A 24,550-nucleotide genomic window follows, 5' to 3' on the forward strand; every position below is an offset into this window, starting at 1 on the left:
CCCTCTCCTAGAGTGCCGGGGCCTTGGCCAGCAGGCCGCCGCCCCAGCGGCTCTCCAGGGCCTTCTCCACGGCGGCGCCGACGCGGTAGCAGCGGTCGTCGCCCAGGACCGGGGCCATGATCTGCAGACCGACCGGCAGGCCGTCCTCGTCCGCCAGGCCGCACGGCACCGAGATGGCCGCGTTGCCCGTCAGGTTGGACGGGATGGTGTAGAGGTCGGCGAGGTACATCGCCATCGGGTCGTCCGCGCGCTCGCCGATCGGGAACGCCGTGGTCGGCGTCGTGGGCGAGACCAGCACGTCCACCTGGTGGAAGGCGGCCTCGAACTCCCGCGAGATGACCGTACGGACCTTCTGGGCCTGGCCGTAGTAGGCGTCGTAGTAGCCGCTCGACAGGGCGTACGTGCCCAGCATGATGCGCCGCTTGACCTCGGGGCCGAAACCGGCCGCCCTGGTCAGCGCCATGACCTCCTCGGCGCTGCGGGTGCCGTCGTCGCCGACGCGCAGGCCGTAGCGCATGGCGTCGAAGCGCGCCAGGTTGGACGAGCACTCCGACGGCGCGATGAGGTAGTAGGCCGGCAGGGCGGTCTCGAACGACGGGCAGGAGACCTCGACGACCTTCGCGCCGAGCGACTCCAGCAGCTGGACGGCCTCGTTGAAGCGGGCCAGCACGCCCGGCTGGGCGCCGTCTCCGGCGAACTCCTTGATGACGCCGATCCGCATGCCGGACACGTCGGCGTTTCTGGCCGCCTCGACGACCGACGGCACCGGGGCGTCGATCGAGGTGGAGTCCATCGGGTCGTAGCCGGAGAACGTCTCCTGCAGCATCGCGGCGTCCAGCACGTTACGGGCGAACGGGCCCGGCGTGTCGAGCGAGCTGGCGAAGGCGATCAGGCCGTAACGGGACGAGCCGCCGTAGGTCGGCTTCATGCCCACGATGCCGGTCACCGCGGCGGGCTGGCGGATGGAGCCGCCCGTGTCGGTGCCGGTCGACAGCGGCGCCTCGTAGGCGGCGACGGCGGCGCTCGACCCGCCCGACGACCCGCCGGGAACCTTGGTCAGGTCCCACGGGTTGTGCGTGAGCTGGTAGGCGGAGTTCTCCGTGGAGGAGCCCATGGCGAACTCGTCCAGGTTGGTCTTGCCCAGGATGACCAGCCCGGCCTCGCGCAACCGGCGTGTCACGGTCGCGTCGTACGGCGGATGCCAGCCCTGAAGAATCTTGGACGCGGCGGTGGTCGGCATGTCGCGGGTCGCGAAGATGTCCTTGTGCGCGATCGGCACCCCGGCCAGCGGGCCGAGCTTCTCGCCCGCCCGGATCCTGGCGTCGACGGCCCGCGCCTGCTCCAGGGTGGTCTCCCTGTCAACGTGCAGGAAGGCCTTCACCTTGGGCTCGACCTCGGCCATCCGGTCGAGATGCGCCCCGGCCACCTCGGCGGCGCTCACCTCACCGGCGGCGATCATCGCGCCCAGCTCGGCTGCGGTCTTACGAATCAGGCTCATGCCTCCTCCCCGAGGATGCGCGGCACCCGGAAGCGGTCGTCCTCGACGGCGGGAGCGCCCGACAGGGCCTGCTCGGGCGTCAGGGACGGTCGCACCTCGTCGGGACGGAAAACATTGGTCAGCGGAAGAGCGTGCGACGATGGCGGCACGTCCTCGGCGGCGACCTCTGCCACCTTCGCGACCGACTCGATGATGGCATCGAGTTGCGTGGCGTAGTGGTCGAGCTCGTCGTCGGTGAGCGCCAGCCTGGACAACCGGGCCAGATGCGCGACCTCGTCGCGGGTTATGGCGGACATGAGTCGTTGAACCCGTTTCGTGGATGGAGTTTGGACACTCACATCCTAGGGGCCTTGACGGAACGCCCCCGAACCCTTAACCACCTGGAAACATCACCCGTAGAGCTCAGCGAGCCCGATGGCCCGCACGTCCGGCTCCGAACTCAGCTCTCCGTCGAAGCCCACCCCGCTGTAGTGTGGAGTTGCCGGTCGCCACCGCCGCCAGCACGGAGTGGTAGAGGGCGAGTCGCGCACGTCCGCTTCCTCTTCGAGGAGGTAGCGGGCCTCACGGAACAGCGGCGTGCCCGGGTCGAGCACGGTGCGGCGCACCCAGTCGTCGAAGTCTTCTGGGCCTTGTGGCACGGCGCCACCGACGAACCGGAGGTAGGCCGGCGTGCCACCGACCACGGCATGGGTCCGCACGGCCAGGCGCGGGTCACGTACACGCCAGTAGTCCACAGCCTGGCGGTATGCGAAGGGGCGCACCACGAGTTCCATCGACGCGCGGCCGCGCAGCGGCGCGTCGCCCGCCAGGAGCCGGCCCATGACCGACATCGCCGAGCCGCAGAGCAACAGTGACACGGGAGTGTTCGAGGACACGGCCCGGTCGATCTCCCGCTGAATGATCGAGGGCAGCGCGGGGGACACCTTGCACAGGTAGGGGAACTCGTCGATCACCATGATCTCGCGCCGCTCGGCGCTGAGCGCGAGGAGTTGCCGCACCGCCTCGTCCCAGCTCGCGAACCGATGCGGAACCTCGGCACCGGCGTGCTCAATCAGCGCCTCCAAGAACTGTACTTCGATGTCGCCTCAGGCCGTCGTGACCTCTGGGCGAAGGGCGTAGGCGGCCTCCGGGCCGGTGGTGTGGCGCTCGCGGAGCCAGGCCGTGGCTTCGGTGGCGGGCATCGGCTGGCAGAAGAGCCAGCCCTGGCCCAGGTCGCAGCCCATTTCGGCGAGGCGGACGGCCACCGCGTCCGACTCGACGCCCTCGGCGACCGAGCGCAGGCCGAGCGAGCGCACCAGGTCCACGATGGAGCGGACGATCCGGTCGTCGTCCTCGGACTCGGCGATCCGGCGGACGAACGAGGCGTCGATCTTCACCTCCGACACCGCCAGGCGCTGGAGCCTGATCAGCGAGGAGTAGCCGGTGCCGAAGTCGTCGAGCGCCAGCGGGACGCCCAGGGTCGCCAGGGCCTTGATGGTGTCGTGGGTGTAGGCCTGCTGGCCGGTCAGGATGCGCTCGGTGACCTCCAGCTGGATCGCCGTCGGCGGCAGCTGGAGCCGGGCCAGGCCGGCTTCGAGCTGCTCGGCCAGCGCCGAGTCGAGCAGGTCACGGGCGGAGATGTTGACCGAGATCTGCACCGGCAATCCGGTGTGCCACCAGCTGGCGGCCTGCTCCAGCGCCTCGTTGATGACGTACTCGGTGAGCTGGCGCATCAGGTAGGACTGCTCGGCCAGCGGGATGAACTCCGACGGCGCGATCGACCCGTGCACCGGGTGCCGCCAGCGCAGCAGCGCCTCGACACCGTGCACAGTGCCGTACACAGTGCTGTCATGCACCGTCCCGCCGTGCACGGTGCTGTCGGCCAGGCTCACCTTGGGCTGGTAGTGCAGCTTGAGCTCGTGGTTGTCGAGCCCGCGGCGCAGGTCTCCCAGGAGGTTGAGCCGTTCGGGCGAGTTACGGTCCTTGTCCGCCTGGTAGAGCTCCACGCCCGTACGGCCCTCCTTGGCCAGGTACATGGCCACGTCGGCGCGCTGGAGCAGCATCTCGAAGTCGGGCGCGTGGTCCGGGTAGAGGGCGATGCCGACGGAGCCGTCCAGATCGAACGTCATGCCTTCGAGCCGCACCGGCTCGGTGAGCGCGGCACGCAGCCTGGCCGCCACCTCGCGTGCGGCGTGGGCGTCCCTGATCGAGGGCAGCAGCACGGCGAACTCGTCGCCGCCCAGCCGAGCCACGACGTCGCCGGGCCGTACGGAGTGGGTGAGCCGGTGCGCGACCATCTGCAGCAGCCGGTCGCCGACCGGGTGGCCCATCGTGTCGTTGACCTCCTTGAACCGGTCGAGGTCCAGCAGGAAGAGGCCGACCCGTTCGTCCTGGCGGGCCTCGGCGAGCGCCTCCTCGGTGCTCACGATGAGCAGTTTGCGGTTCGGCAGGCCGGTCAGCTCGTCGTGCAGCGCCTGGTGGTCGCGGCGCATCGACAGCGTGGCGGTGAAGTAGACGGCGGCGAGCGGCGCCACGAACAGCGGCACGATCCCCGGTGAGTGCGCCATCACGACGACGACCGGGGGCGCCAGCCCGAGCAGCGCGGCGTACACCAGGCTCTGCGGCCCCACCGTCGCCCGCAGCACGCGCACGATGGACCTGCGCTCGTGCAGCGCGACGGCGCCGCACACGAGCATGGCGCGGGTGGCGAAGTAGGCGACCCCGGCCAGGCCGATCGCCGGCAGGTCCGCACCGGACGGCACCCAGGGCGCCACGGCGCTGGGCATGATCCCGAAAGCGCCGAGCACCACGGCGGCGGCCGTGAGGGCGAGCGTCGACTGGGCGACGTTGAACATCACCCGGTGCCAGGCCTTGCGGGTGGCCACCCCGTTGACGGCGATGGCCACGGCCTGCAGGAGCACGGCGACGGGCAGCCCGTAGTGGAGCAGGACGGCGAAGGTGAACATGGCCGACGGATAGGTGCCCCCCACCGCGGCGGCCGAGGACACCATGACGGGCCGCAGCTCCCCCAGGATGACCAGCGCCGTCACCACCCAGAACAGCGCCGTGCGGCCCAGCTCCACGAGCCCGGTCGTGTCCAGCCTCAGCAGGGCGACGACCAGCGCGGTGAAGCCGATCACGATGACACCCGCGAGGAACGCCCACAGGGGCGTGCCGACGCGTGGTCCTGTGTCGCGGGTGTCGGTTGGGTCAGTCATCGGTAACAGAACCCCCATTAGGTCACTATGGGAGGGTACGACCTTAACCCCACTTCGCGAAACCAAGCGCGTACGTTGCGTCACGTCGCTTTCCGGATATACCCACCCTGTGTAGCTCTTAGGTGAACGCTACGTGTGCGCGAGACCTTCCCGGGTTCCGGAATCGGTTGTGTACGGCGCCGCCTGCTTGACAGCTCACTCCTCCGGGGTGACCGCCAGCTCCGCCGCGGCCTCCGGGCCCCGGTCGAGCAGCACCCGCAAGCCCTCCTCGTCCAGGATCGGGATCTTCAGGCTGACCGCCTTGTCGTACTTGGACCCGGCGTCCGCCCCCGCGATGAGGAACGACGTCTTCTTCGACACCGAGCCCGTCACCTTGCCGCCCCGGCTGGTGAGGGCGGCGGACGCCTGGTCGCGGGTGTGCTGGGACAGCGTGCCCGTCACCACGAAGGTGAGCCCCTCCAGCGTCTTGGCGACCTGCTCGGCGCCGACCGGCTGCTCGTCCCGCATGCGGACGCCCGCCTGCCGCCAGCGGGTGACGATCTCGCGGTGCCAGTCGGCCTCGAACCACTGCTTGATCGTGGCCGCCACACGCGGGCCGATCCCCTCGACGGCGGCCAGCTCCTCCTCCGAGGCGTTCATGACGGCCTCGATCGAGCCCATCGCGGCGGCCAGATCGCGGGCGGTGGGCGGGCCGACGTGGCGGATCGACAGGGCCACCAGGATCTGCGCCAGCGGCCGCTTCTTGGCCAGCTCCAGCTGCTCGATGAGCCGGTAGGCGCTCTGGCTCGGCTTGCCGTCGGCGTTGGAGAAGAGCGAGACGACCTTCTCCTTGCCCGTCTTGGGGTCGAGCTTGGGCAGGCCGGAGTCCTGGTCGCGGACGACGGACCGGATGGGGACGAGCCGCTCCAGGGTGAGGTCGAACAGGTCGGCCTCGGTGCGCACCACCGGCTCCTGCGGCGGCAGCGGCTGGCTGAGCGCGGTGGCCGCCACGTAGCCGAGACCCCGGATGTCGAGGGCGTCGCGATGCGCGGCGAAGAACAGCCGCTCACGGATCTGCGCCGGGCAGCCGCGCGCGTTGGGGCAGCGCAGGTCGGCGTCGCCCTCCCGCTCGTAGGCCAGGGTGGTGCCGCATTCGGGGCAGGTGTCCGGCATCACGAACTCGCGTTCGCTGCCGTCGCGCAGGTCCGTGACCGGGGCGATGATCTCGGGGATGACGTCGCCCGCCTTGCGCAGCACCACCGTGTCGCCGATACGCACACCCTTCTTGACCACGACCGAGGCGTTGTGCAGCGTGGCCCGCACGACCGTCGAGCCGGCCACCACGACCGGCGACATCACCCCGAAGGGCGTCACCCGCCCGGTGCGGCCGACACCGACCTGGATGTCGAGCAGCTTGGTGTTGACCTCCTGCGGCGGATACTTGTAGGCGATCGCCCAGCGCGGCGCCCGCGAGGTGGAGCCCAGCTCACGCTGCTCGCGGAACCGGTCGACCTTGACCACCACGCCGTCGATCTCGTAGGCCGGGTCGTGCCGGTGACGGCGGTAGTGCTCGATGTAGTCGTTGATCTCGTCGAGACCGCCGACCACCCGGTAGAGGTCGCTGACCGGCAGGCCGAACTCCCGCAGCCGGTCGTACACCTGCGACTGCGCCTGCGGCTCGGCCGCGCCCTCCCAGACGCCGACGCCGTGCACCAGCATGCGCAGCGGCCGCCGCGCGGTGACGCGCGGGTCCTTCTGCCGCAGCGTGCCCGCGGCCGAGTTGCGCGGGTTGGCGAAGGGCGGTTTGCCCTGCTCGACGAGCTCCTCGTTGAGCTTGTTGAAGCCCTCGACCGGGATGTAGACCTCCCCGCGCACCTCCACCAGGCTCGGCACGTCATCGCCCGTGAGCCGGTGCGGGATGCCCTTGATGGTGCGCACGTTGGCCGTGACGTCGTCGCCGACGCGCCCGTCGCCGCGGGTGGCCCCGCGCTCCAGCCTGCCGTCGCGGTAGACCAGCGCGATGGCCAGCCCGTCGATCTTGAGCTCGCACAGGTAGGGGCCCGGGTCGTGCTCGGCCAGCCGCTCCGCCCTGGCCAGCCAGGCCGTCATCCCCTCAGCGTCGAAGACGTTGTCCAGGCTCTCCAACCTGGCCAAATGCTCGACCTTGGCGAAGTCACCCGAGGCGGGCGCGCCGACCTTCTGCGTCGGCGAGTCGGGCGTCTGGAGGGGCGGATAGGCCTGCTCCAGCGCCAGCAGCTCGTTGAACCACGCGTCGAACTCGGCGTCGCTGACCGTCGGCCGATCCTCGACGTAGTAGCGATAGCGCGCGTCCTCGACCAGCTCGCTCAGCTCGGCGTGCCGCTGCGACGCGGTGCCGGGGACGCCCCCGGCGTCGGTCCCCTGTTCGCTCACGAAGATGCTCCTTCCCCTTGCGGAAAACGCTATCGCTCAGGTGTGCTCGGGATCCTCCCGGAGCACCTTGGCGGCCTTGCGGCACGCCGCGAGCGCCGCTCTGGCGTAACCGGGTGTGGCCCCGGCCAGCCCGCAGGCCGGAGTGAGCACGACCTGCCCGCCCAGCCGCTCGGGCGCGAACCCGAGCCGCCGCCACAGCTCCAGCGCCGGCTTGGCCACCACCCCCGCGTCCGGCGGCCGCGTACCGGTCCCCGGCAGCACGCCGAGGAACAGGCCGACCCCGGCCTCGACCAGGTCTCCGATGGTCTCGTCATCCCGGCGCCGCAGCAGGGACGCGTCCACGGAGATCCCGCGTACACCCGCTCTCTGGAGCAGTCTGAACGGCACCGAAGGCGCGCAGCAGTGCACCACCGGAGCGTCGAAGCTGCGCAGCGACTCCTCCACCCGCCACCCCTCCACGGCGGGCAGCCGCCCGAACCCGGAGGCCGTCGGCACGGTCCCCGTCAGCACCCCCGGCAGGCCCGGCTCGTCGAGCTGGAGCACGATCTCGGTGACGCCGGGCAGCCGCCGCCGCACCTCGGCGCAGTGATCGGCCACCCCCTGCGCCAGCGACCCGATCAGGTCGCGCACCGCCCCAGGGTCCGACAGCATCTTGTCGCCGTGGCGCAGCTCGATCGACGCCGCCAGCGTCCACGGCCCGCACGCCTGCAGCTTCAGCGGCCCCGCGTAGTCGTGCCCGATCTCCTCCAGGGCGTCGAGATCACGCCGGAGATGGTCGACCGCCCGCTGATGGTCACGCCCCGGCCGCCCCGCCATCCGCCATCCGGAGGGCTGCACCTCCACCGGCAACTCGACCAGCAGCGCCGCGGTCCGGCCCACCATGTCCGCCCCGACTCCCCGGGCAGGCAGCTCCGGCAGATAGGGCAGCCCGGGCACCTCCCCGAACACCACCCGCATCGCCTCGAAATGATCTACGCCCGGATGCGATCCGACCCCGGTGGCTTCCCACGTCAACATGGGCACCAGCGTAGGCTGTCTGAGATGGAGCTCACCAAATACGGCCACGCCTGCGTACGCTTGGAGAAGAACGGCCGCGCTCTGGTCGTCGACCCGGGGGTCTTCACCGCCGACCCGGTGCTCGACGGCGCCGACGCCGTCCTGATCACTCATGAGCACGGCGACCACTTCGACATCGACCGCCTTGCCGCCGCCTCCCCCGGCCTGGAGGTGTTCACCTGCGAGGGCGTCGCCGCGCAGCTCGCCGACCTGCCCGTCAGGGTCGAGGTGGTGGAGTTCGAGGACTCATTCCAGGCCGCCGGTTTCTCGATCAAGGTGTTCGGCGAATGGCATGCCAAGAACCACCCTGACGTCCCCATCGTGCAGAACATCGGCTTTTTGGTGGACGACCAGCTCTTCTACCCCGGCGATGCCCTGACGGTCCCCGACGTCGAGGTCGACACCCTGCTTCTCCCCACCAACGCGCCCTGGCTCAAGCTCATGGAGATGGTCGACTACGTGCGCGCCGTCCGGCCCGGCCGCGCCTTCTCCACCCACGACGGCCTGCTCAACGACTACGGCCTCTCGCTGGTGGACAACTATCTGCGGCTGGAGTCGCAGAAGCAGGGCGCCGACATGCGCAGACTCGCCATCGGCGAGTCCGTCACACTCGGCTGACCGCCGGCCCCCACCCGGGCGCCTGCGGGAGGTCCTGCCGCGTGGGACGGGGTTCTCCTCCAGAACGGTTCGCGCCGTCCCAGCATGCGGCGGCCATCACCTCGTCGAGCAGGCTCAGCGACGCCTGACGCTCCTCGATCTCGGCGACCAGCCGTGTCCGCACCGTCTCCAGCTCACCGGTCAGCTCGCCGGACAGCACGACCCCTTCGGCGTCGCGGCACGCGGCGGGCAGCACCTCGGCGACCTTGGCACTGGACAGGCCCGCCGCGTACAGCAGCTGGATGCAGGCGACCACGTCCACGGCGGCCCCTGCGTACTCGCGGTAGCCGTTGGCGGCCCGCGCCGGCACCAGAAGGTTCTGCTCCTCGTAATAGCGCAGCGCCCGCACGCTCACGCCGGTGCGCCGCGCCAGCTCACCGATCCGCATACGCGGGAGTCTAAGCGCTTGACCCTCACGCCGACGTGAGGCCTTACGTTTCCCCCAGGTCAACCCATCAAGCCCAACGTGGGAGGAAACATGTCACCGGCCACCGTTCTGGTCATCGGGGCCACCGGGGCGATCGGCTCCGCGCTCGTCGACACGCTCCTTCCTGATCACCAGGAGGGGCGCCTGCGCCTGGCCGCCACCACCCGCCGCCCGGATGCCGCGGCCCGGATGCGGGACCATGGGGTCGAGGTACGCCATCTCGATCTGGACGAGGCCGAGACCGCCGGACTACAGGCGGTGCGGCCCGCGTTCGCGGGCGTCGATCGGGTGTTCCTGCTCACCGGATACGACGTGCGGATGCTGGCGCAAGCCAAGGCGGCCGTGGACGCGGCCAAGGCCGAGGGTGTCGGTCATGTGGTCCATGTCGGGGTGTCGGCCGCCGAGGACACCACCATCGTCCACTTCGCCTGGCACCAACTCGTCGAGGCGTACATCGAACGTTCGGGGCTCGGCCACACGCACCTGCGCCCCGCTTCCTTCATGCAGAACCTGCGGTTGAGCGTCGGGACGCCCGGCGTGCTCACGCACTTCGTCGGCGAAGCGCGGCCGAACTGGGTGGACGTCGCCGACATCGCCGGGGTCGCGGCCACTGTGCTGCGCGATCCCGGACCGCACGACGGGCGGGCCTACGACCTGGCCGCCGAGGCCGCGTCGCTGAGCGAGATCGCCGAACTGCTGGGCGACGTACTCCGGCGGCCGTGGCGATACGAGTCGGCAGAACCACAGGTGTTCTACGACGCCATGGTCCGGGCCGGCGCCGACCCCGTCTACATGGCGTGTGTCCGAAACGTTTTCGAACGAACGCGGAACGGCTCCCTGATCGAGCCGGACGGCGTCTTCGGCACCATCGAGGCGGTGACGGGCCGTCCGGCGACGTCCTTGCGGGAATTCCTGGAGCGGAACCGCGAGCTGTTCTCCGGCCACCCAGGCCGGACAGCGACCCGCGAGTCGCCTTCGGAAAGAAGGTCCTAGGCGGCGGAGTCGATCGTCGCCGAGCCGATCACGGTGGAGCCGGAGTAGAGGACCGCCGCCTGTCCTGCCGCGACCCCGGTCGCCGGGCGGTCGAGGTCGATGACCAGGGCGCCGTCCCGCTCCTCGAAGCGGCATCCGTACACCTCGCCGTGCGCGCGGAGCTGCACGGTCACGTCCCGCTGGGCCGACGGGCCGTTCCACAGGGGGCGTACGCAGGTGATCGAGGTGACCTCGAGCGCCGCGCGCGGGCCCACGGTGACCGTGTTGGACACCGGCTCGATCGACAGCACGTAGCGGGGCCTGCCGTCGGGGGCGGGGCGGTCGATGTGCAGGCCCTTGCGCTGGCCGACGGTGTAGCCGTGGGCTCCCTGGTGGCTGCCGACCACGTCGCCGCGCTCGTCCACGATGGGGCCCTCCGCCGAGCCGAGCCGCTTGGCCAGGAACCCCCGCGTGTCGCCGTCGGCGATGAAGCAGATGTCGTGACTGTCGGGCTTGTCGGCGACGGTCAGGCCGCGCCTGGCGGCCTCCTCGCGCACCTCGGCCTTGGTGGAGTCGCCGAGAGGGAAGATCGCGTGGCTGAGCTGCTCGCGGGTGAGCACGCCCAGCACGTAGGACTGGTCCTTGCCCGGGTCGACGCTCCTGGACAGCACGCCGTCGATCACCTTGGCGTGGTGCCCGGTGGCGACCGCGTCGAAGCCGAGGGCCAGCGCCCGGTCGAGCACCGCCTCGAACTTGATCTTCTCGTTGCACCGCAGGCAGGGATTGGGCGTGCGGCCGGCGGCGTACTCGGCGACGAAGTCCTCGACCACGTCGCGCTGGAAACGCTCGGCCATGTCCCAGATGTAGAACGGGATGCCGATCACGTCGGCGGCCCGCCGGGCGTCGCGCGAGTCCTCGACCGTGCAGCACCCTCTGGCGCCCGTACGGTGGGATTGAGGGTTGGCCGACAGGGCGAGATGCACACCGGTGACGTCGTGCCCGGCCTCGGCGATCCGAGCGGCGGCCACGGCCGAGTCGACGCCGCCCGACATGGCGGCAAGCACACGCAGTTTCATGACCGTTCCACCCTACTGTCCACCCGGCGGTGCCGAGCGCCCGGACCCGCAAGCCTCCTCGCGGGGCCGGGCGCCAGGCGGCCCTACAAGGAGGCGTGGGCGCGGGCGACGCGGTCGGGCGTGCGCCGAGCGCGTAAGGAGGCACGAGTGGGGGCGGCGTCTGGGAGGATTCTGGCATGCGACTGTTCGGGCGCAAGGACGATGATGAGGAGCCGGCCGGGGCCGACGATGCCATCGCCGGATTCTGGGCGTGGTGGGACGACGCCAGGCCGCAGCTGGACGCGATGGTGGCGGCCGGGGAGTCGGAGCGCCTGCCCGACCTGCTCGGGCCGGCGGTGAGCGCGGTGCATGAGGGGCTGGTCTGGGAGGTGGCTCCGGGCCGGAACGCGGCGCACGCGCTGGTGGTGACCGCCGCGGGCGACGCCGAGCTGAGACCGCGCGCGCACCGGTGGGCCAGGGCCGCGCCGCCGGCCGACCTGCTATGGGAGTTCCACCCCTCACGCCCGGCCCATCCGCAGGCCGCGGAGCTCTCGCTGGACGTGGAGGGCTTCTCCTTCGGGCTGGACAAGCTGGCGCTGGGGTTGCGGGTGCCCCGGGGAGCGCCGCGGGTCGACGTGGCGGCCTACCATCCGATCTTCGGCGAGCTCGGCGAGGACGCCCGGATGGACGCCACGCTGCTCGCCCTCGACTGGCTGCTCGGCGAGGACGACGTGGCTCGCTGGGTGGGCGAGATCTCGCCGGCCACCTTCCAGCCGATCGACTCGGTGCCCGCCGTTCACCTGCCGGCGATCGTCGCCGACCTGGCCTCCGAGTTCAGCCAGGAGCAGTGGGCGCAGTTGGAAGGGCAGACGGCCGGCGGCGCGGCGCTGGCCGCCACGGCCCGCTATCCGCTGCGGCCGGTCGACTATCCGCTGTTCGACCAGCACATCGCCATCACCCTGCCCTACAAGCACCGCGACGAGAACGGCCTGCCCACCGGCGACTCCCTTGCAGCCCTGCGGGACTTCGAGGAACGACTGACCGCCCGGCTGCTCAAACCACGGGGTGACGCGGTGCTGGTCGCGCAGCTGAGCGCGGAGCGCCACCGGGTCATCCACGTCTACGCCGACCCGTCCGGCGACGGCGCCGGCCACGCCAAGGAGCTGACCGCCGACTGGCGAGAGGGCAAACCCCGGGTGGACGTGTCCACCGACCCAGCGTGGAGCGCCGTAGCAGCGTTTCTCAGCTGAGCGGTTAGGAGCGCGGCGGCGGGTTCCTCAGGTGAGTCCTGCCCTGCGGGCGCGCTCCACGACTGCAGGGAGGACTTCGATCAGGCGGTCGACGTCGTCGTGGGTCGAGGTGTGGCCGAGGGTGAAGCGGAGGGAGCCGCGGGCGGCGGCGGCTTCGGCGCCCATCGCCAGCAGCACGTGTGACGGCTGGGCGACGCCGGCCGAGCAGGCCGAGCCGGTGCTGCACTCGATGCCGCGGGCGTCGAGCAGCATGAGCAGGGCGTCGCCCTCGCAGCCGGGGAAGGAGAAGTGCGCGTTGCCCGGCAGCCGGTCGACGGGGTCGCCGTTGAGCACCACGTCGGGCACGGCCCGCCGCACCCGGTCGATGAGCTCGTCGCGCAGGGCGGTGAGGTGGCGGTGCTGGGCCTGCTGCTCCTTGACGGCGGTGCGGACGGCGGCGGCGAGGCCGGCGATGGCGGGGGCGTCGAGGGTGCCGGAGCGCACGTCGCGCTCCTGGCCGCCGCCGTGCTGCACGGAGACGGGGGTCACGCCCTTGGCCAGCAGCAGCGCGCCGGCGCCCATCGGCCCGCCGATCTTGTGGCCGGTCAGGGTGAGGGCGTCGGCGCCGGACTCCGCGAACGACACCGGGAGCTGGCCGATGGCCTGGACGGCGTCGGTGTGGAAGGGGATGCCGTGGTCGCCGGCGACGGCCGCGAGGGCGTGGACGGGCTGGACGGTGCCGACCTCGTTGTTGGCCCACATGATGCTGATCATGGCGACGTCGCCGGGGTCGCGGGCGATGGCGGCGCGCAGCGTGTCGGGATGCACCCGGCCGTGCTCGTCGACCTTGAGGAGCTCCACCTGGGCGCCCTGGCTGTCGGCCAGCCACGCGGCCGGGTCGAGGGCGGCGTGGTGCTCGACGGAGCTGATCAGCACGCGTTTCCTGGGTCTGCGCGCCCAGAACAGGCCCTTGATGGCGAGGTTGTCGGCCTCGGTGCCGCCCGAGGTGAACACGACCTCGCTGGGTCTGGCGCCGAGCGCGCCGGCGATGGCCTCGCGCGACTCCTCCACCACTTTGCGCACCTCCCGCCCGGCGGCGTGCAGGGAGGAGGCGTTACCGACCCGGCCGAGTTGCTCCGTCATGGCCTCGATCGCCTCGGGAAGCATGGGCGTGGTCGCCGCGTGATCAAGATAGGCCGACGGTCTGCTCACCTGGCTAGGGTATCTCGTTTGCCGGTGTACCGTCCGGACGGTACAGTAGTGGCATGAGAAGGGACGAGTTGCTGGACGCCGCGGAGGATCTCCTCTGCGACCAGGGCTCGGCCGCACTCACCCTATCCGCGGTCGCCGACCGGGCGGGCGTGAGCAAGGGCGGCCTCCTTTACCACTTCGGGACGAAGGAAGCCCTCATCAAGGCCATGGTCGAGCGTCTGATCGACGACTTCGACGATCTCATGGCCGCCCAGCACGACGACACCTACACCGAGCGTTACATCGGGGCCACGCTGGCCGCGGTGCGCTCGGGCAGGCTTCGACGATGGGCCGTGGTGACCGGCGCCTCGGGCAACCTGTTCCTCCTCGCGCCGCTACGCGAGGCGATGACCCGCTGGCATCGCGAGGGACTGAGCGAGGAGCCCGACCAGCTGGCGTCGCAGATCGCGCGGCTGGCGTGTGAGGGGCTGTGGGACGTGGCGAGCCACGACCCGGAGCTCAACACCGAGAAGGACCTGCAGGCCCTGGAGGCCAGGCTGCGGGCGCTGGTCGAACCGCCTACCTGATCCGGCTTGCCTGATCCGGACGCCTGATCCAGCAAGCCTGATCCGGCCGACCGCCTGCCTCTTACGACGCGCCGCCCGTGCCGACGCCGACCCGTGCCGAACGGGAACACGATCGCACGACTCCGTGTTCGTACGGCTCGCGCCGGAAGAAACACGACCCTCCCGAGACGTACGGACCCGGTAGGGGCCCGCCGACGCCGGCCCGCCCTCTGGACCGAGCACCCTGAACCCCCTGACGCCCCGGCCACCCGCCGGGCCGTCCCGCTGCGCCCGGCGCGGCGCTTCACGACTCCTGACGAATCCTGATCACGAATGAGGTGTGCCTTATGACGCGCGACCTGAGGACAGCCCGCAACGGGGCCGTTCTCACCTTCCTCCTCGGCGGCCTGATGGTCGGCACGATGACCGTCCGCATCCCGGCTCTGACCGACAAGCTCGGCCTGTCGGAGGCCATGGTCGGCACGGTGCTGCTGGTCTGGGGCCTGGGTGCGCTGGTGACCATGCAGGCCATGCGGCGTGTCATGGCCAGGGCGGGGAGCAGGACGGTGCTGCGCGTCGGCGGCCCGGCGACCGCGATCGGCCTGGTGGCCGTGGCGTTCGCGCCGAACCTCCCCCTGCTGCTGGCCGCGGCGGCGCTCTTCGGCATGGCCTTCGGGATGATCGACATCGCGATGAACGCCCAGGGCTCGACCGTCGAGCGCGCCCACGGCCGGCCGTTGATGAACGGCATGCACGCGGGCTGGTGCGTCGGCGCGATCGCGGCGGGGGCGACGGGCAGCCTGTCCATCGCCCTGGGCCTGTCGTTCACCGCCAACGTGGCGCTGATCGGCCTGGTGTCGCTGCCGGTCATGGTCATGCTCGGCCGCACCTACCTGCCGGACGCCCCGGTGGCGGGGTCGGCCGGTGCGGCTCGCCGCCGGCTGCCGCCGGTCGTCTACCTGCTGGGCGCGCTGATGTTCTTCGCGTTCATGGTCGAGGGCACGGTCGCGGACTGGAACGGCCTGTTCATGCGGGACACGCTCGGCGCGCCGGAGGCGCTGGCCGCGCTCGGCTACCCGATCTTCGAGGCGGGCATGCTGATCGCCCGGCTCAGCGGTGACCGGCTGCGCTCCCGGTTCGGCGTGCGGGGCATGCTGACCGTCTCCGGCCTGGCCACGGCCGGGTTCTTCGCGGTCGTGCTGGCCGCTCCCGGGCCGATGGTGGCCCTGGGCGCGGTGTTCTTCGTCGGGCTGGGCGTGGCGACGATCTCGCCGTTGACGCTCTCGCTGGCGGGCACCGCCACCGACACCCCCGGCCCGGCGATCGCGCAGGCGGGCGCGATGGGCTATGCGGGGCTGCTGCTGGGTCCGGTGGTGATCGGCTTCCTTTCGGACGCCACGTCGCTGCGTACCGCGCTCGGGCTGGCGGTCGTGCTGGGCCTGCTGATCGCGGCGGCCGCGCGCTTCCTGCCGCGTGAGGAGCCGGTGGCGTCGCCGCCGGTTCCGCTGCGCGAGCCCGCGACGGTCGGCTGAACGGTGACGAATGTCATGGCGCGACGCTGCGAACCTCCCTGCTCATAGCTGAGATCGCACACTGCCGGAGGGTGGCGGCCCACCGGCAGTGTGGGGCAGGTGAACACGACAGCGATCGAGGTGCGGGATCTGCACCAGAAGTACGGCGACTTCGAAGCCGTCAAGGGGATCGGCTTCGAGGTCGGCCGTGGCGAGTTGTACGCGCTGCTGGGCACCAACGGCGCGGGCAAGACGACGACCCTGGACGTCCTGGAGGGTTACCACGCGCCGACGAGCGGCCAGGTGCGGGTGCTCGGGCACGACCCGCTCACCGAGCGGGCCGAGGTGCGGCACCGGATGGGCATCGTGCTCCAGGAGGCCGGCTTCTACAAGGACCTCACGGTCGCCGAGACCGTGGACGCCTGGCGGCGGTGGACGCCGCACGCCCTGGACCGGGGCGAGGTGCTGGATCGGGTGGGGCTGGCGCACCGGCTGCCGGTACGCGTCTCCCAGCTCTCCGGCGGGGAGAAGCGGCGGCTGGACCTGGCCCTGGCGGTGCTGGGGCAGCCTGACGTGCTCTTCCTGGACGAGCCGACCACGGGCCTGGACCCGGAGGCGCGGCGTAACGTGTGGGAGCTGGTGCGCACGATGGTCGCCCAGGGCACGACCGTGCTGCTCACCACCCACTACCTGGACGAGGCGGAGCAGCTCGCGCAGCGCCTGGCGATCATGCACGAGGGCCGGATCGTCACCGAGGGCACCCTCGCGAACGTGCTCGCCGCGCGTGGCACCCGCATCACCTTCCGGCTGCCCGCCGTGCGGCCCAGTGAGCTGCCGTACGGTCCCGGCCTGGCCCCGCGCTCGGTGAAGCAGGACGGCGAGGCGTTCACCGTCGAGACCCACGAGCCGCAGGAGGACCTGCGCACGCTGCTGGCGTGGGCGTACGACAAGGGCTTCGAGCTCGGCGGCCTAGAGGTGCGCAGGCCGTCGCTCGAAGAGCTCTTCCTGGAGGTCGCGGAGACGGAGAGGGTCGCGGCATGAGCTGGTTGTCGATGGTGTGGGCGCAGACGAGGCTCAACCAGACGGTCCTGCTGAGGCAGCGCGGCATGGCGTTCAGCGTGCTGCTGCTGCCGCTGTTCCTGGCGTTCGTCAACACGGCCAACGCGCGGTCGCAGGACCTGGTGAACGGCGTGCCCGCCACGGCGTTCGCGGCTGTGGGGGCGATCGCGGTGGTCTTCCCGTTCTCGTACATGACGATCGCGACGAGCATCGTGGTGCGACGCGAGGAACGCGTCTACAAGCGGCTGCGCGGCAGCGCCCTGCCCACGAGCGCGATCTTCGCGGGTGACATCCTGCACGCGACGCTGGTGGGCGCGGTGCAGGCCGTGGTCATCCTGGTGTACGCCGTCGCCGTGGTGGACGCGCCGATGCCGCGGAACATCCCGCTGATGCTGCTGGCCTTCCTCCTGGGCGCGGCGGTGTTCGCGGCGCTGGCGATCGGAACGGCAGGGTTCATCCCCAATTACGAGGTCGCCCAGCTCGTGGCGCTGCCGGTGCTGTTCATCAGCCTGGTGGCCGCGGGGGTCATGTTCCCGCTGTCGATGCTGCCCGAGTGGGGGCAGCAGATCTCGGAGCGGCTGCCGCTGACCCCGGTCGTGTCGATCTTGCGGACCGCCTTCCTGGGCCGCGACTTCGCCCAGGAAGGCGCTCCGGCGATCGACTTCCTGGAGTCCTTCCAGGTCTCGGCGGCGGGAGTGGGGATCGGCCTGCTCTGGATAGGGCTGGGATTGTGGCTGACCCGTCAGTACTTCCGGTGGGATCCCCGCCGGGCATGACCGTCATAATGCGACCAATGACTGCACCAGTCGTGAGTACCAGGGTCATCGCCGCCGCGGCGGTGGCCCTGTTCGCCGGTTCCATGGTCACGGCGCTCGCCCTGCCCACCGTCTCCCTTGCGATGGAGGCGGGAGTGGGCTCGGCTCTGCCGATGGCAGGCGTGTTCGGCGTGCTGCTCACCGCCTGCTACTCGCGGGTGCTGTGGGCGGCGTTCCTGCGCCGGCTGACCTGGCGGCACTATCTCGACGTGAGCGTGGTCGGGGTCTTCGCCTACGGCATGCCGCTCATGGCGGGCCCGGAGTGGATCGCGCTGCCGATGGCGTTCATCTCCGTGGCCACGGTCGTGTTCACCAGACCCGCCGTCACCTGGGCCGTCACGCTCGCCTCGATCGCCGCCGCGCCGCCGCTGCTGCTCTTCGTCGGCCTGCCGCTGCCGCTGGCGCTGCTCTACGGGCTCGGGGTGCTGCCCTTCATCGCGCCGATGACGTACGGCGTGGCCTGGCTCTGCCACGTGATCGACGACCTGCGCGAGGCGCGCGCCGAGCTGGCGCGCGGGGCGGTGGACGAGGAGCGGGTCCGCTTCGCCCGCGACCTGCACGACACGCTCGGCCACACGCTGCACGCCATCGCGCTCCGCGCCGAGCTGGGTGAGCGGCTGATCACCACGGACCCCGGCGGCGCGGGCGCGGAGCTGGCCGAGATCCAGCGGATCGCCCGCACCGCCGTGCACGACGTGCGGGAGGTCGTCCGCGGCTACCGGGCCACGTCGCTGGCCACCGAGCTGGACGGGGTCGCGGCCGTACTCCGGGCCGCCGGCATCGCCTGCGACCAGCCCGAGCTCCCCGACGGTCTGCCGGGCCACGTGCACGAACCGCTCGGCTGGGTGGCGCGGGAGGCGGTCACGAACGTGCTGCGGCACAGCACCGCCACCTGGTGCGAGGTCACCGTGCACACCGAGGAGGGGAACGTGGTGTTGGAGATGGCGAACGACGGCGGGCCGAACAGCGCCCGGTTCGCCCACGGCAACGGGCTGACCGGCCTGGCCGAACGGGTCAAGGCGGCCGGCGGCACGCTGGTCGCCGAGTCGGGTGGCGGCCGGTTCCGGATCAGCGCGACCGTCCCTCTGGAGGCGGCGTGATCAAGCTACTGCTCGCCGAGGACCACCACCTGGTACGGGGCGCGTTCGTGGCGCTGCTGGGCGCCGAGCCTGACATCGAGGTCGTGGCCGAGACCGGACGCGGCGACGAGGCCGTGCGGCTCGCCGTGGAGCTGCGGCCGGACGTGGCGATGCTCGACATCGACATGCCGGGACTCGACGGGCTCACCGCCGCCGAGCGGATCCACCAGGAGGCGCCCGGCTGCCAGGTGGTGATCGTGACCGGGCACGGGCGGCCCGGCTACCTGCGCCGGGCGATGGCGGCGGGCGTGCGCGGCTTCGTCGGCAAGGACAACCCGGCGGCCGCGCTGGCGAAGGTGATCAGGCAGGTGCACGAGGGCGGCCGCTACATCGACCCGGAGCTGGCGGCGGACGCGCTGTCGATGCGGGAGTGCCCCCTGACCCCACGTGAGCTCGACACCCTCCGCGCCGCCTCCAGCGGGGCTCCCGTGTCGCGGATCGCCCGCGAGCTGAGCCTGTCGGAGGGCACCGTGCGCAACTACCTGTCCTCGGCGGTGACCAAGCTGGCCGTCGAGAACCGGCACACCGCCGTCCGCCGCGCCCGCGACATGGGCTGGCTGTGAACCTGTGAGTTCCCGGTGAGTCGGGCGCCCCGCCTCCCCTGACGCTCCACCCCTCACAGAACCCTCACAGACTCCCTCAGATCGCCTCCAACCTGGCAGGCCAGGCTGGGCCGCATGATCCAGCTGAACCAACTGACCAAACGCTACGGCGAAGTGATCGCCGTGGACCACCTTGACCTGACCGTACGGCCCGGCGTGGTCACCGGCTTCCTGGGCCCGAACGGCGCGGGCAAGACCACCACGATGCGCATGATCCTCGGGCTCGACCTGCCCACCTCGGGCTCGGTGACCATCGACGGGCGGCTCTACCGCGACCTGCCGACGCCGCTGCGCGAGGTGGGCTCGCTGCTGGACGCCCAGGCCGTGCATCCGCGCCGCAGCGCCCGCGACCACCTGCTCTACCTGGCGCAGAGCAACGGCATCAAGGCCGGGCGGGTCGCCGAGGTGCTCGACATCGTCGGGCTCTCGGACGCGGCTCGCCGCAAGGCCGGGGACTTCTCCCTCGGCATGTGTCAGCGGCTGGGCATCGCCGCCGCCCTGCTCGGCGACCCGCCCGTGCTGCTGCTCGACGAGCCGGTCAACGGACTCGACCCCGAGGGCGTGGTGTGGATCCGCACCCTCATCCGCTCCCTGGCCGCCGAGGGGCGCACGGTGCTGGTGTCCAGCCACCTGATGAGCGAGATGGCGCTCACCGCCGACCGCCTCGTGATCGTCGGGAAGGGCCGGCTCATCGCCGAGGCGGACACCGCCGAGTTCACCGCGACCGGCGAGGAGGTGTTCGTCCGGACCGACGATCCCGCCTTCGCCCGGCGGCTGGAGCTCGTGGGTGCCCAGGTGCTGTCCCAGGAGGGCGGATTCGTCGTCACCGGCATCACCGCGCCCGACGTCGGCCGGCTGGCCGCCGCCGAGGGCGTGACCCTGTACGAGCTGACACCACGCCGTACCTCGCTGGAGACGGCGTTCATGGAGCTCACCCGCGACAGCGTCGAGTACAGCGCCGGACAGGGGGCCGCGCGATGAGGGGCATGCTGCTGGCCGAGTGGACCAAGTTCAGGAGCGTGCGCTCCACGCCGATCCTGGCCGCCGCCATCGTGGTGATGTCGGGCGTGTTCGGCTGGATGTTCGGCAACGTGGGCGCCACGCGTTATCTCGAGGGCACGGTGCAGGAGCAGCTCGAGTTCGTGCCGCTGCACGCCGGGACCCGGGGGATCCTCCTGGTGCAGCTGTTGGTCGCGGGGCTGGGCGTGCTGGTGGCCACCTCCGAGTACAACTTCGGCACGATGCGGGCGAGCGCCGCCGCCGCGGGCCGCCGGGAGCGGCTGCCCGTCGTCAAGAGCGTGCTGGTCGTGCTGGTCGTGCTGCCCGTGGGGCTGGTGTCCGCGCTGGCGGTGTTCCTGACGAGCCAGACGACGCTGGCGATGGCCGGGGCGCCACGGGCCTGGTTCGGCGACCCCATGGTGATCAGGTTCCTGCTCCTGACGCCGGTGGTGCTGGCGCTGCTGGCGCTGTTCGGGCTGGCGCTCGGGTTTCTGCTGCGGGGCACTGCCGCCGCGGCGAACGTGAGCACCGCATTCCTGCTGATCCCGGCCCTGAGTGAGATAGCCCCCGCGGTGCACAGCTTCGTCGTCGTCTACTGGCCGAACGCCGCCGGCTTCCAGGCCATGGCCATGGTCGAGGCCTCCAGGCTCGGGATCTGGGCCGGGCTCGGCCTGCTGCTCGCCTTCGTGGCCACCATGCTGACCGCCACGCTCGTACGGTTCCGCACCCGCGATGTCTGACTCCCTGTGGGGGGCGTTGACCGGGGTGGCGGCGGTGCTCGCCATGACGGCGGTCGCCGCCGCCGGCCTGGCCCAGACCGGCCTCGGCCTGGAGACCCTCCCGGAGGCGCTCACCCTGGCCGTGGGCGCCACCACCTCCCTGACCGGCCTGGGCCTCCCCCTGCTCGTCGACGGCATGCCCCTGGGCGTCACCCTGACGGGCGCGGCGGTGCTGTCCCTGATGCTCCCCCACGGCATCGCCCCTTCGGCGGGCGTGCGGGAGTTCGGGTTGCGGGCCGGTGGGGCGGTGGGCGGGTTTCTGGTGGCGCTGGCCATCTTCTCGCCGCCTGCCCTTGGGGCGGGGGCCGCGTGGGTGGTCGTGGTGCTGGGGCTGACGTGGCTGGGCTCGCGGCGGGCGCCGCTGCCCGGCGCCGTGGCCCGGTGGGTACGGCCCGCGCTGCCGGCGGCGTGTGCCGTACTCCTCACGCTGGCGGCGGTCACCGTCGCCGGCGGGCAGGTCGTCGCGGCCGTCAACGGGCCGGTCGGCGGCGGGATCATGCTCGCCGGGCCGAACCTGCTGGCGGCCGTGCTGTCGTCGGGCAGCGGCGTGACCTGGACGATGTCCGTCCCCCGGCAGTTCGGCGGCGACCTCCTGCCCGGCCTCGGCGTGACGGCCCTCGCCCTGGCCGCCGTGGTGACGGTCATCGCGGCGCAGGCCGCCCGGCAGGCGGACCACCCGGCGCGGCCGGCCGGTGGGACCGCCGGTGGGACGGCAGGTGGAACGGCCGGGGTCGGCCGCGTGGCGTGGCTGGGCGGTGGGATGGCCGTGGTCGGCGGCGCGCTGCCGGCGGTGCTGACGTGGGTCGCCGAGGTGTCGATCTCGCTCGGCCCGGTGTCCTTCGGCGCCGCCGGGCGGCTCGCGCCGCTGTCCGTGCCGGCCGCTGCGGCGCTGGGGGCGCTGGCCGGATTCGGCGCCGCACTCGTACGGCCTCGTAAGGTGAAGACGGGCTGAAGGGAAGGGCCATCGGGTGCGTGCGGAAACAGGCGAACGGCTGCTCGTGGTCGACGACGAGCCCACCGTCAAGGAGTTGCTGTCGGCGACGCTGCGCTTCGCGGGCTTCACCGTGACCTCGGCCGACAACGGCAGACAGGCCCTGGAGGCGGCCCGCCGCGAGCCGCCCGATCTGGTGCTGCTCGACGTCATGCTGCCGGACCTCGACGGGTTCGAGGTGATCCGCAGGCTCAGGTCCCTGCCCCGGGGCGGCGGCAGGCCGGGGCCGGTGCCGGTGCTGTTCCTGACCGCCCGCGACGGCACCGCCGACAAGATCAACGGCCTGCGGCTGGGCGGCGACGACTACGTGACCAAGCCGTTCGACCTGGAGGAGCTCCTGGCCCGGATCAGGGCCATCCTCCGGCGCACCGGCGCGTCGCCGGGCAACCACACGCTGACGGTCGACGACCTGGAGGTCGATCCCGACGGCCACCAGGTGACCAGGGCGGGAAGCCCGGTGCGGCTGTCGCCGACGGAGTTCAGGCTGCTGCACTACCTGGCGGAGAACGCGGGGCGGGTGCTGCCGAAGGCGGAGATCTTGCAGCAGGTGTGGCGCTACGACTTCGCCGGCGACTCCAGCATCGTCGACACCTACATCAGCTACCTGCGGCGCAAACTCGACACGGGTGACGTCAAGCTCATCCACACCGTGCACGGCGTCGGCTACGTCCTGCGGAAGCCCAAACGATGATCGCACGGCTGTCGCTGCGCGCCCGGCTGCTCGCCATCACGGTGGCGCTGCTGGTGGCCGGGCTGGCCGTGATCAGCTCGGTGGTGGTCCGGCAGCTCGAAACCCAGCTCCTGGCCAGGATGGACGCCCAGTTCAGCCCCCTGTCCTCGGCCCTGGCCACGCTCTCTCCCGAGGTTCTGGCGCAGTGGCGGCAGCGGGCCGCCACCATCCCGGCGCGGCTGAGCGTGGACGAGTTCGCCCTGGCGGACAAGGCGTACATCGCCTTCCTGGCCGCCGACGGCACGCTGGTCCAGGAGATGGGCGTGGGCGGCGAGGTCGTGCTGCCCAGGCTGGACACCGCAGCCGTCAAGGCAAGGGGGAGCCACCCGTTCACCATCGACGACGCGACGGGCGAGCGATGGCGGGTGCTGGCGGTGCCCTCCCGCGCGGGCGAAGGGGTGTCGCCCTTGCTGAACCTGGGACAGGAGGCGTCGCCCGCCGAAACGCCCGCAGAGGCGCCCGCCGAAACGCCCGACTACGCCACGGTGGCGGTCGCGGTCTCGCTGGAAGCGATGGACTCCACCGTCGACCGGCTCCGCGCGGCCAGCCTGGTGGCCGGCTCGCTGCTGCTGGCCGTACTCGGGGTGGTGGGCGGGGTGGCGATCCGCGCGGGGCTGGCGCCGCTGCGGCGGGTGGAGGAGACGGCGGCGGCGATCGCCGCCGGGGACCTGACCCGGCGCGTGCCCGAGCCCGCCGCGCCCGGCACCGAGGTCGGCCGGCTGACCCGCTCGCTGAACGGCATGCTCACGCAGATCGAGCAGGGCTTCGCGGCCAGGGAGGAGTCCGAGGCCCGGATGCGCAGGTTCGTCGCGGACGTCAGCCACGAGCTGCGCACTCCGTTGTTCGGCATCAAGGGTTTCTCCGAGCTTTACCGGATGGGCGGCACGGACGCCGAGGCGGCGCTGGCCCGCATCGAGAGCGAGTCCGGCCGCCTGGCCCGCCTGGTGGACGACCTGCTGCTGCTGGCCGCCCTCGACGAGCCCGAAGGCGTGGCCGCCGCCCTGGAGCCGACCCCCATGGACCTGCGCACGCTGGCCGCGGACGCCAGGCACGACTTCGCCGCCCTGGACCCCTCCAGGCCCATCACCTTCACCGGCCCGGACGGCGGCCCGGCGGCGAGCGCCCCGGTGCTGGGCGACGAGGCCAGGCTGCGCCAGGTGGTCAGCAACCTGGTCGGAAACGCCGTCACCCACACCCCGGCGGGCACCCCGGTCCGCATCGGCGTCGGCACCGTGGGCGCCGAGGCGGTGCTGGTCATCGAGGACTCCGGCCCCGGGCTGAGCGCGGAGGAGGCCGCCAGGGCCTTCGACCGCTTCTACCGGGCCGACACCTCCCGCGCCAGGACGACGGGCGGCGCGGGCCTCGGGCTGGCCATCGTCCGCTCCATCGTCGCCGCCCACGGCGGCCGCGTGGAGATCCGCTCGACGCCGGGCCGGGGCGCGGCCTTCCAGATCCTGCTTCCGGCCGTCACGTCGTGAGGTGGTACGGGCTCCGCCGCACCCGATGAATAGTGTAATCAGGAACTATATCGACCCTCGATTCTTTACTTTGAAATTCTCATCACTCGAACCCCACCCCCGATACGATCAGTGCAAGAACAGGTGCCCGGGAAGGATTGCGCAAATGGGTAAACACGAAAGGGAAGAGAGGCCTTCGGACAGGCCGCTGGACAAGCCGAAGCCAGCT

Annotated in this window: 23 protein-coding genes; 14 read left to right on the forward strand and 9 right to left on the reverse strand. The window is 71.7% G+C overall.

From position 1 onward, the window contains the following. Positions 1 to 7: 7 nt before the first annotated feature. The 6 genes from gatA to ACTMTF_RS29795 all read right to left on the reverse strand — a co-directional run bounded on the left by gatA (position 8) and on the right by ACTMTF_RS29795 (position 8,103). A complete protein-coding gene (gatA, locus tag ACTMTF_RS29770; protein WP_441113638.1) occupies positions 8 to 1,498 on the reverse strand; it encodes an Asp-tRNA(Asn)/Glu-tRNA(Gln) amidotransferase subunit GatA in 1,491 nt (496 codons plus the stop codon). After that, positions 1,495 to 1,794 carry an Asp-tRNA(Asn)/Glu-tRNA(Gln) amidotransferase subunit GatC gene (gene gatC, locus ACTMTF_RS29775; protein WP_189136523.1) on the reverse strand — a complete coding sequence of 100 codons (300 nt, stop codon included), beginning with the start codon at positions 1,792 to 1,794 and terminating at the stop codon, positions 1,495 to 1,497. The genes gatA and gatC overlap by 4 nt, the downstream gene beginning before the upstream one ends. 93 nt (positions 1,795 to 1,887) lie before the next feature. Further along, positions 1,888 to 2,562 (reverse strand): AAA family ATPase, encoded by a 675-nt coding sequence (locus tag ACTMTF_RS29780; RefSeq protein ID WP_441113639.1) that lies wholly within the window; start codon positions 2,560 to 2,562, stop codon positions 1,888 to 1,890. 21 nt (positions 2,563 to 2,583) lie between these two features. Then, the gene (locus tag ACTMTF_RS29785; RefSeq protein ID WP_441113640.1) at positions 2,584 to 4,695 is read right to left on the reverse strand and encodes a putative bifunctional diguanylate cyclase/phosphodiesterase; all 2,112 of its coding nucleotides are present in this window, start codon (positions 4,693 to 4,695) and stop codon (positions 2,584 to 2,586) included. Positions 4,696 to 4,890: 195 nt separating this feature from the next. Beyond that, positions 4,891 to 7,086, reverse strand: coding sequence for an NAD-dependent DNA ligase LigA (gene ligA / locus ACTMTF_RS29790; RefSeq protein WP_441113641.1), 2,196 nt, complete (start codon positions 7,084 to 7,086; stop codon positions 4,891 to 4,893). 36 nt (positions 7,087 to 7,122) lie between these two features. Then, positions 7,123 to 8,103 (reverse strand): methionine synthase, encoded by a 981-nt coding sequence (locus ACTMTF_RS29795; RefSeq protein ID WP_441113642.1) that lies wholly within the window; start codon positions 8,101 to 8,103, stop codon positions 7,123 to 7,125. Positions 8,104 to 8,127: 24 nt separating this feature from the next. Between ACTMTF_RS29795 and ACTMTF_RS29800 the strand changes: the two genes are divergently transcribed. Further along, complete coding sequence (locus ACTMTF_RS29800; protein WP_441113643.1) at positions 8,128 to 8,760, forward strand: MBL fold metallo-hydrolase; 633 nt, start codon at positions 8,128 to 8,130, stop codon at positions 8,758 to 8,760. On the opposite strand, the gene ACTMTF_RS29805 is transcribed toward ACTMTF_RS29800, so the two are convergent. Further along, complete coding sequence (locus ACTMTF_RS29805) at positions 8,747 to 9,187, reverse strand: MerR family transcriptional regulator (RefSeq protein ID WP_441113644.1); 441 nt, start codon at positions 9,185 to 9,187, stop codon at positions 8,747 to 8,749. The two genes, ACTMTF_RS29800 and ACTMTF_RS29805, sit on opposite strands and share 14 nt — an antisense overlap. Positions 9,188 to 9,277: 90 nt before the next feature. Between ACTMTF_RS29805 and ACTMTF_RS29810 the strand changes: the two genes are divergently transcribed. Further along, positions 9,278 to 10,219 (forward strand): NmrA family NAD(P)-binding protein, encoded by a 942-nt coding sequence (locus ACTMTF_RS29810; protein WP_441113645.1) that lies wholly within the window; start codon positions 9,278 to 9,280, stop codon positions 10,217 to 10,219. On the opposite strand, the gene mnmA is transcribed toward ACTMTF_RS29810, so the two are convergent. Continuing rightward, the gene (mnmA, locus tag ACTMTF_RS29815) at positions 10,216 to 11,274 is read right to left on the reverse strand and encodes a tRNA 2-thiouridine(34) synthase MnmA (RefSeq protein ID WP_397005073.1); all 1,059 of its coding nucleotides are present in this window, start codon (positions 11,272 to 11,274) and stop codon (positions 10,216 to 10,218) included. The genes ACTMTF_RS29810 and mnmA overlap by 4 nt on opposite strands. A gap of 176 nt (positions 11,275 to 11,450) precedes the next feature. Between mnmA and ACTMTF_RS29820 the strand changes: the two genes are divergently transcribed. Further along, positions 11,451 to 12,503, forward strand: coding sequence for a DUF695 domain-containing protein (locus ACTMTF_RS29820; protein ID WP_441113646.1), 1,053 nt, complete (start codon positions 11,451 to 11,453; stop codon positions 12,501 to 12,503). Between the two features lie 27 nt (positions 12,504 to 12,530). Here the strand turns inward: ACTMTF_RS29820 and ACTMTF_RS29825 are convergent, their stop codons facing one another. Beyond that, the gene (locus ACTMTF_RS29825) at positions 12,531 to 13,694 is read right to left on the reverse strand and encodes a cysteine desulfurase family protein (RefSeq protein WP_441113647.1); all 1,164 of its coding nucleotides are present in this window, start codon (positions 13,692 to 13,694) and stop codon (positions 12,531 to 12,533) included. 53 nt (positions 13,695 to 13,747) lie between these two features. Between ACTMTF_RS29825 and ACTMTF_RS29830 the strand changes: the two genes are divergently transcribed. The 11 genes from ACTMTF_RS29830 to ACTMTF_RS29880 all read left to right on the forward strand — a co-directional run bounded on the left by ACTMTF_RS29830 (position 13,748) and on the right by ACTMTF_RS29880 (position 24,342). After that, positions 13,748 to 14,260 carry a TetR/AcrR family transcriptional regulator gene (locus ACTMTF_RS29830; RefSeq protein WP_441113648.1) on the forward strand — a complete coding sequence of 171 codons (513 nt, stop codon included), beginning with the start codon at positions 13,748 to 13,750 and terminating at the stop codon, positions 14,258 to 14,260. A gap of 326 nt (positions 14,261 to 14,586) precedes the next feature. Continuing rightward, positions 14,587 to 15,771, forward strand: coding sequence for an MFS transporter (locus ACTMTF_RS29835; RefSeq protein WP_441113649.1), 1,185 nt, complete (start codon positions 14,587 to 14,589; stop codon positions 15,769 to 15,771). Between the two features lie 99 nt (positions 15,772 to 15,870). Then, entirely contained in the window at positions 15,871 to 16,791 is a 921-nt protein-coding gene (locus tag ACTMTF_RS29840; protein WP_441113650.1) for an ABC transporter ATP-binding protein, read from the forward strand. After that, complete coding sequence (locus ACTMTF_RS29845; protein WP_441113651.1) at positions 16,788 to 17,585, forward strand: ABC transporter permease; 798 nt, start codon at positions 16,788 to 16,790, stop codon at positions 17,583 to 17,585. Before ACTMTF_RS29840 ends, ACTMTF_RS29845 begins: the two co-directional genes overlap by 4 nt. Positions 17,586 to 17,602: 17 nt before the next feature. Further along, complete coding sequence (locus tag ACTMTF_RS29850; protein ID WP_441113652.1) at positions 17,603 to 18,724, forward strand: sensor histidine kinase; 1,122 nt, start codon at positions 17,603 to 17,605, stop codon at positions 18,722 to 18,724. Further along, positions 18,721 to 19,326, forward strand: a complete 606-nt coding sequence (locus ACTMTF_RS29855; RefSeq protein ID WP_441113653.1) for a response regulator — start codon at positions 18,721 to 18,723, stop codon at positions 19,324 to 19,326. Before ACTMTF_RS29850 ends, ACTMTF_RS29855 begins: the two co-directional genes overlap by 4 nt. Positions 19,327 to 19,440: 114 nt before the next feature. Next, complete coding sequence (locus tag ACTMTF_RS29860) at positions 19,441 to 20,346, forward strand: ABC transporter ATP-binding protein (protein WP_441113654.1); 906 nt, start codon at positions 19,441 to 19,443, stop codon at positions 20,344 to 20,346. Beyond that, positions 20,343 to 21,104 carry a hypothetical protein gene (locus tag ACTMTF_RS29865; protein WP_441113655.1) on the forward strand — a complete coding sequence of 254 codons (762 nt, stop codon included), beginning with the start codon at positions 20,343 to 20,345 and terminating at the stop codon, positions 21,102 to 21,104. The genes ACTMTF_RS29860 and ACTMTF_RS29865 overlap by 4 nt, the downstream gene beginning before the upstream one ends. Further along, positions 21,097 to 22,095, forward strand: coding sequence for a hypothetical protein (locus ACTMTF_RS29870; protein WP_441113656.1), 999 nt, complete (start codon positions 21,097 to 21,099; stop codon positions 22,093 to 22,095). The genes ACTMTF_RS29865 and ACTMTF_RS29870 overlap by 8 nt, the downstream gene beginning before the upstream one ends. 16 nt (positions 22,096 to 22,111) lie before the next feature. Beyond that, on the forward strand, positions 22,112 to 22,825 hold the full coding sequence (locus ACTMTF_RS29875; protein WP_441113657.1) for a response regulator transcription factor: 714 nt from the start codon (positions 22,112 to 22,114) through the stop codon (positions 22,823 to 22,825). Continuing rightward, positions 22,822 to 24,342, forward strand: coding sequence for an ATP-binding protein (locus ACTMTF_RS29880; RefSeq protein ID WP_441113658.1), 1,521 nt, complete (start codon positions 22,822 to 22,824; stop codon positions 24,340 to 24,342). Before ACTMTF_RS29875 ends, ACTMTF_RS29880 begins: the two co-directional genes overlap by 4 nt. Positions 24,343 to 24,550 lie beyond the last annotated feature (208 nt).

Source organism: Nonomuraea sp. ZG12, assembly GCF_052068115.1.
Taxonomy (GTDB): Bacteria; Actinomycetota; Actinomycetes; order Streptosporangiales; family Streptosporangiaceae; genus Nonomuraea.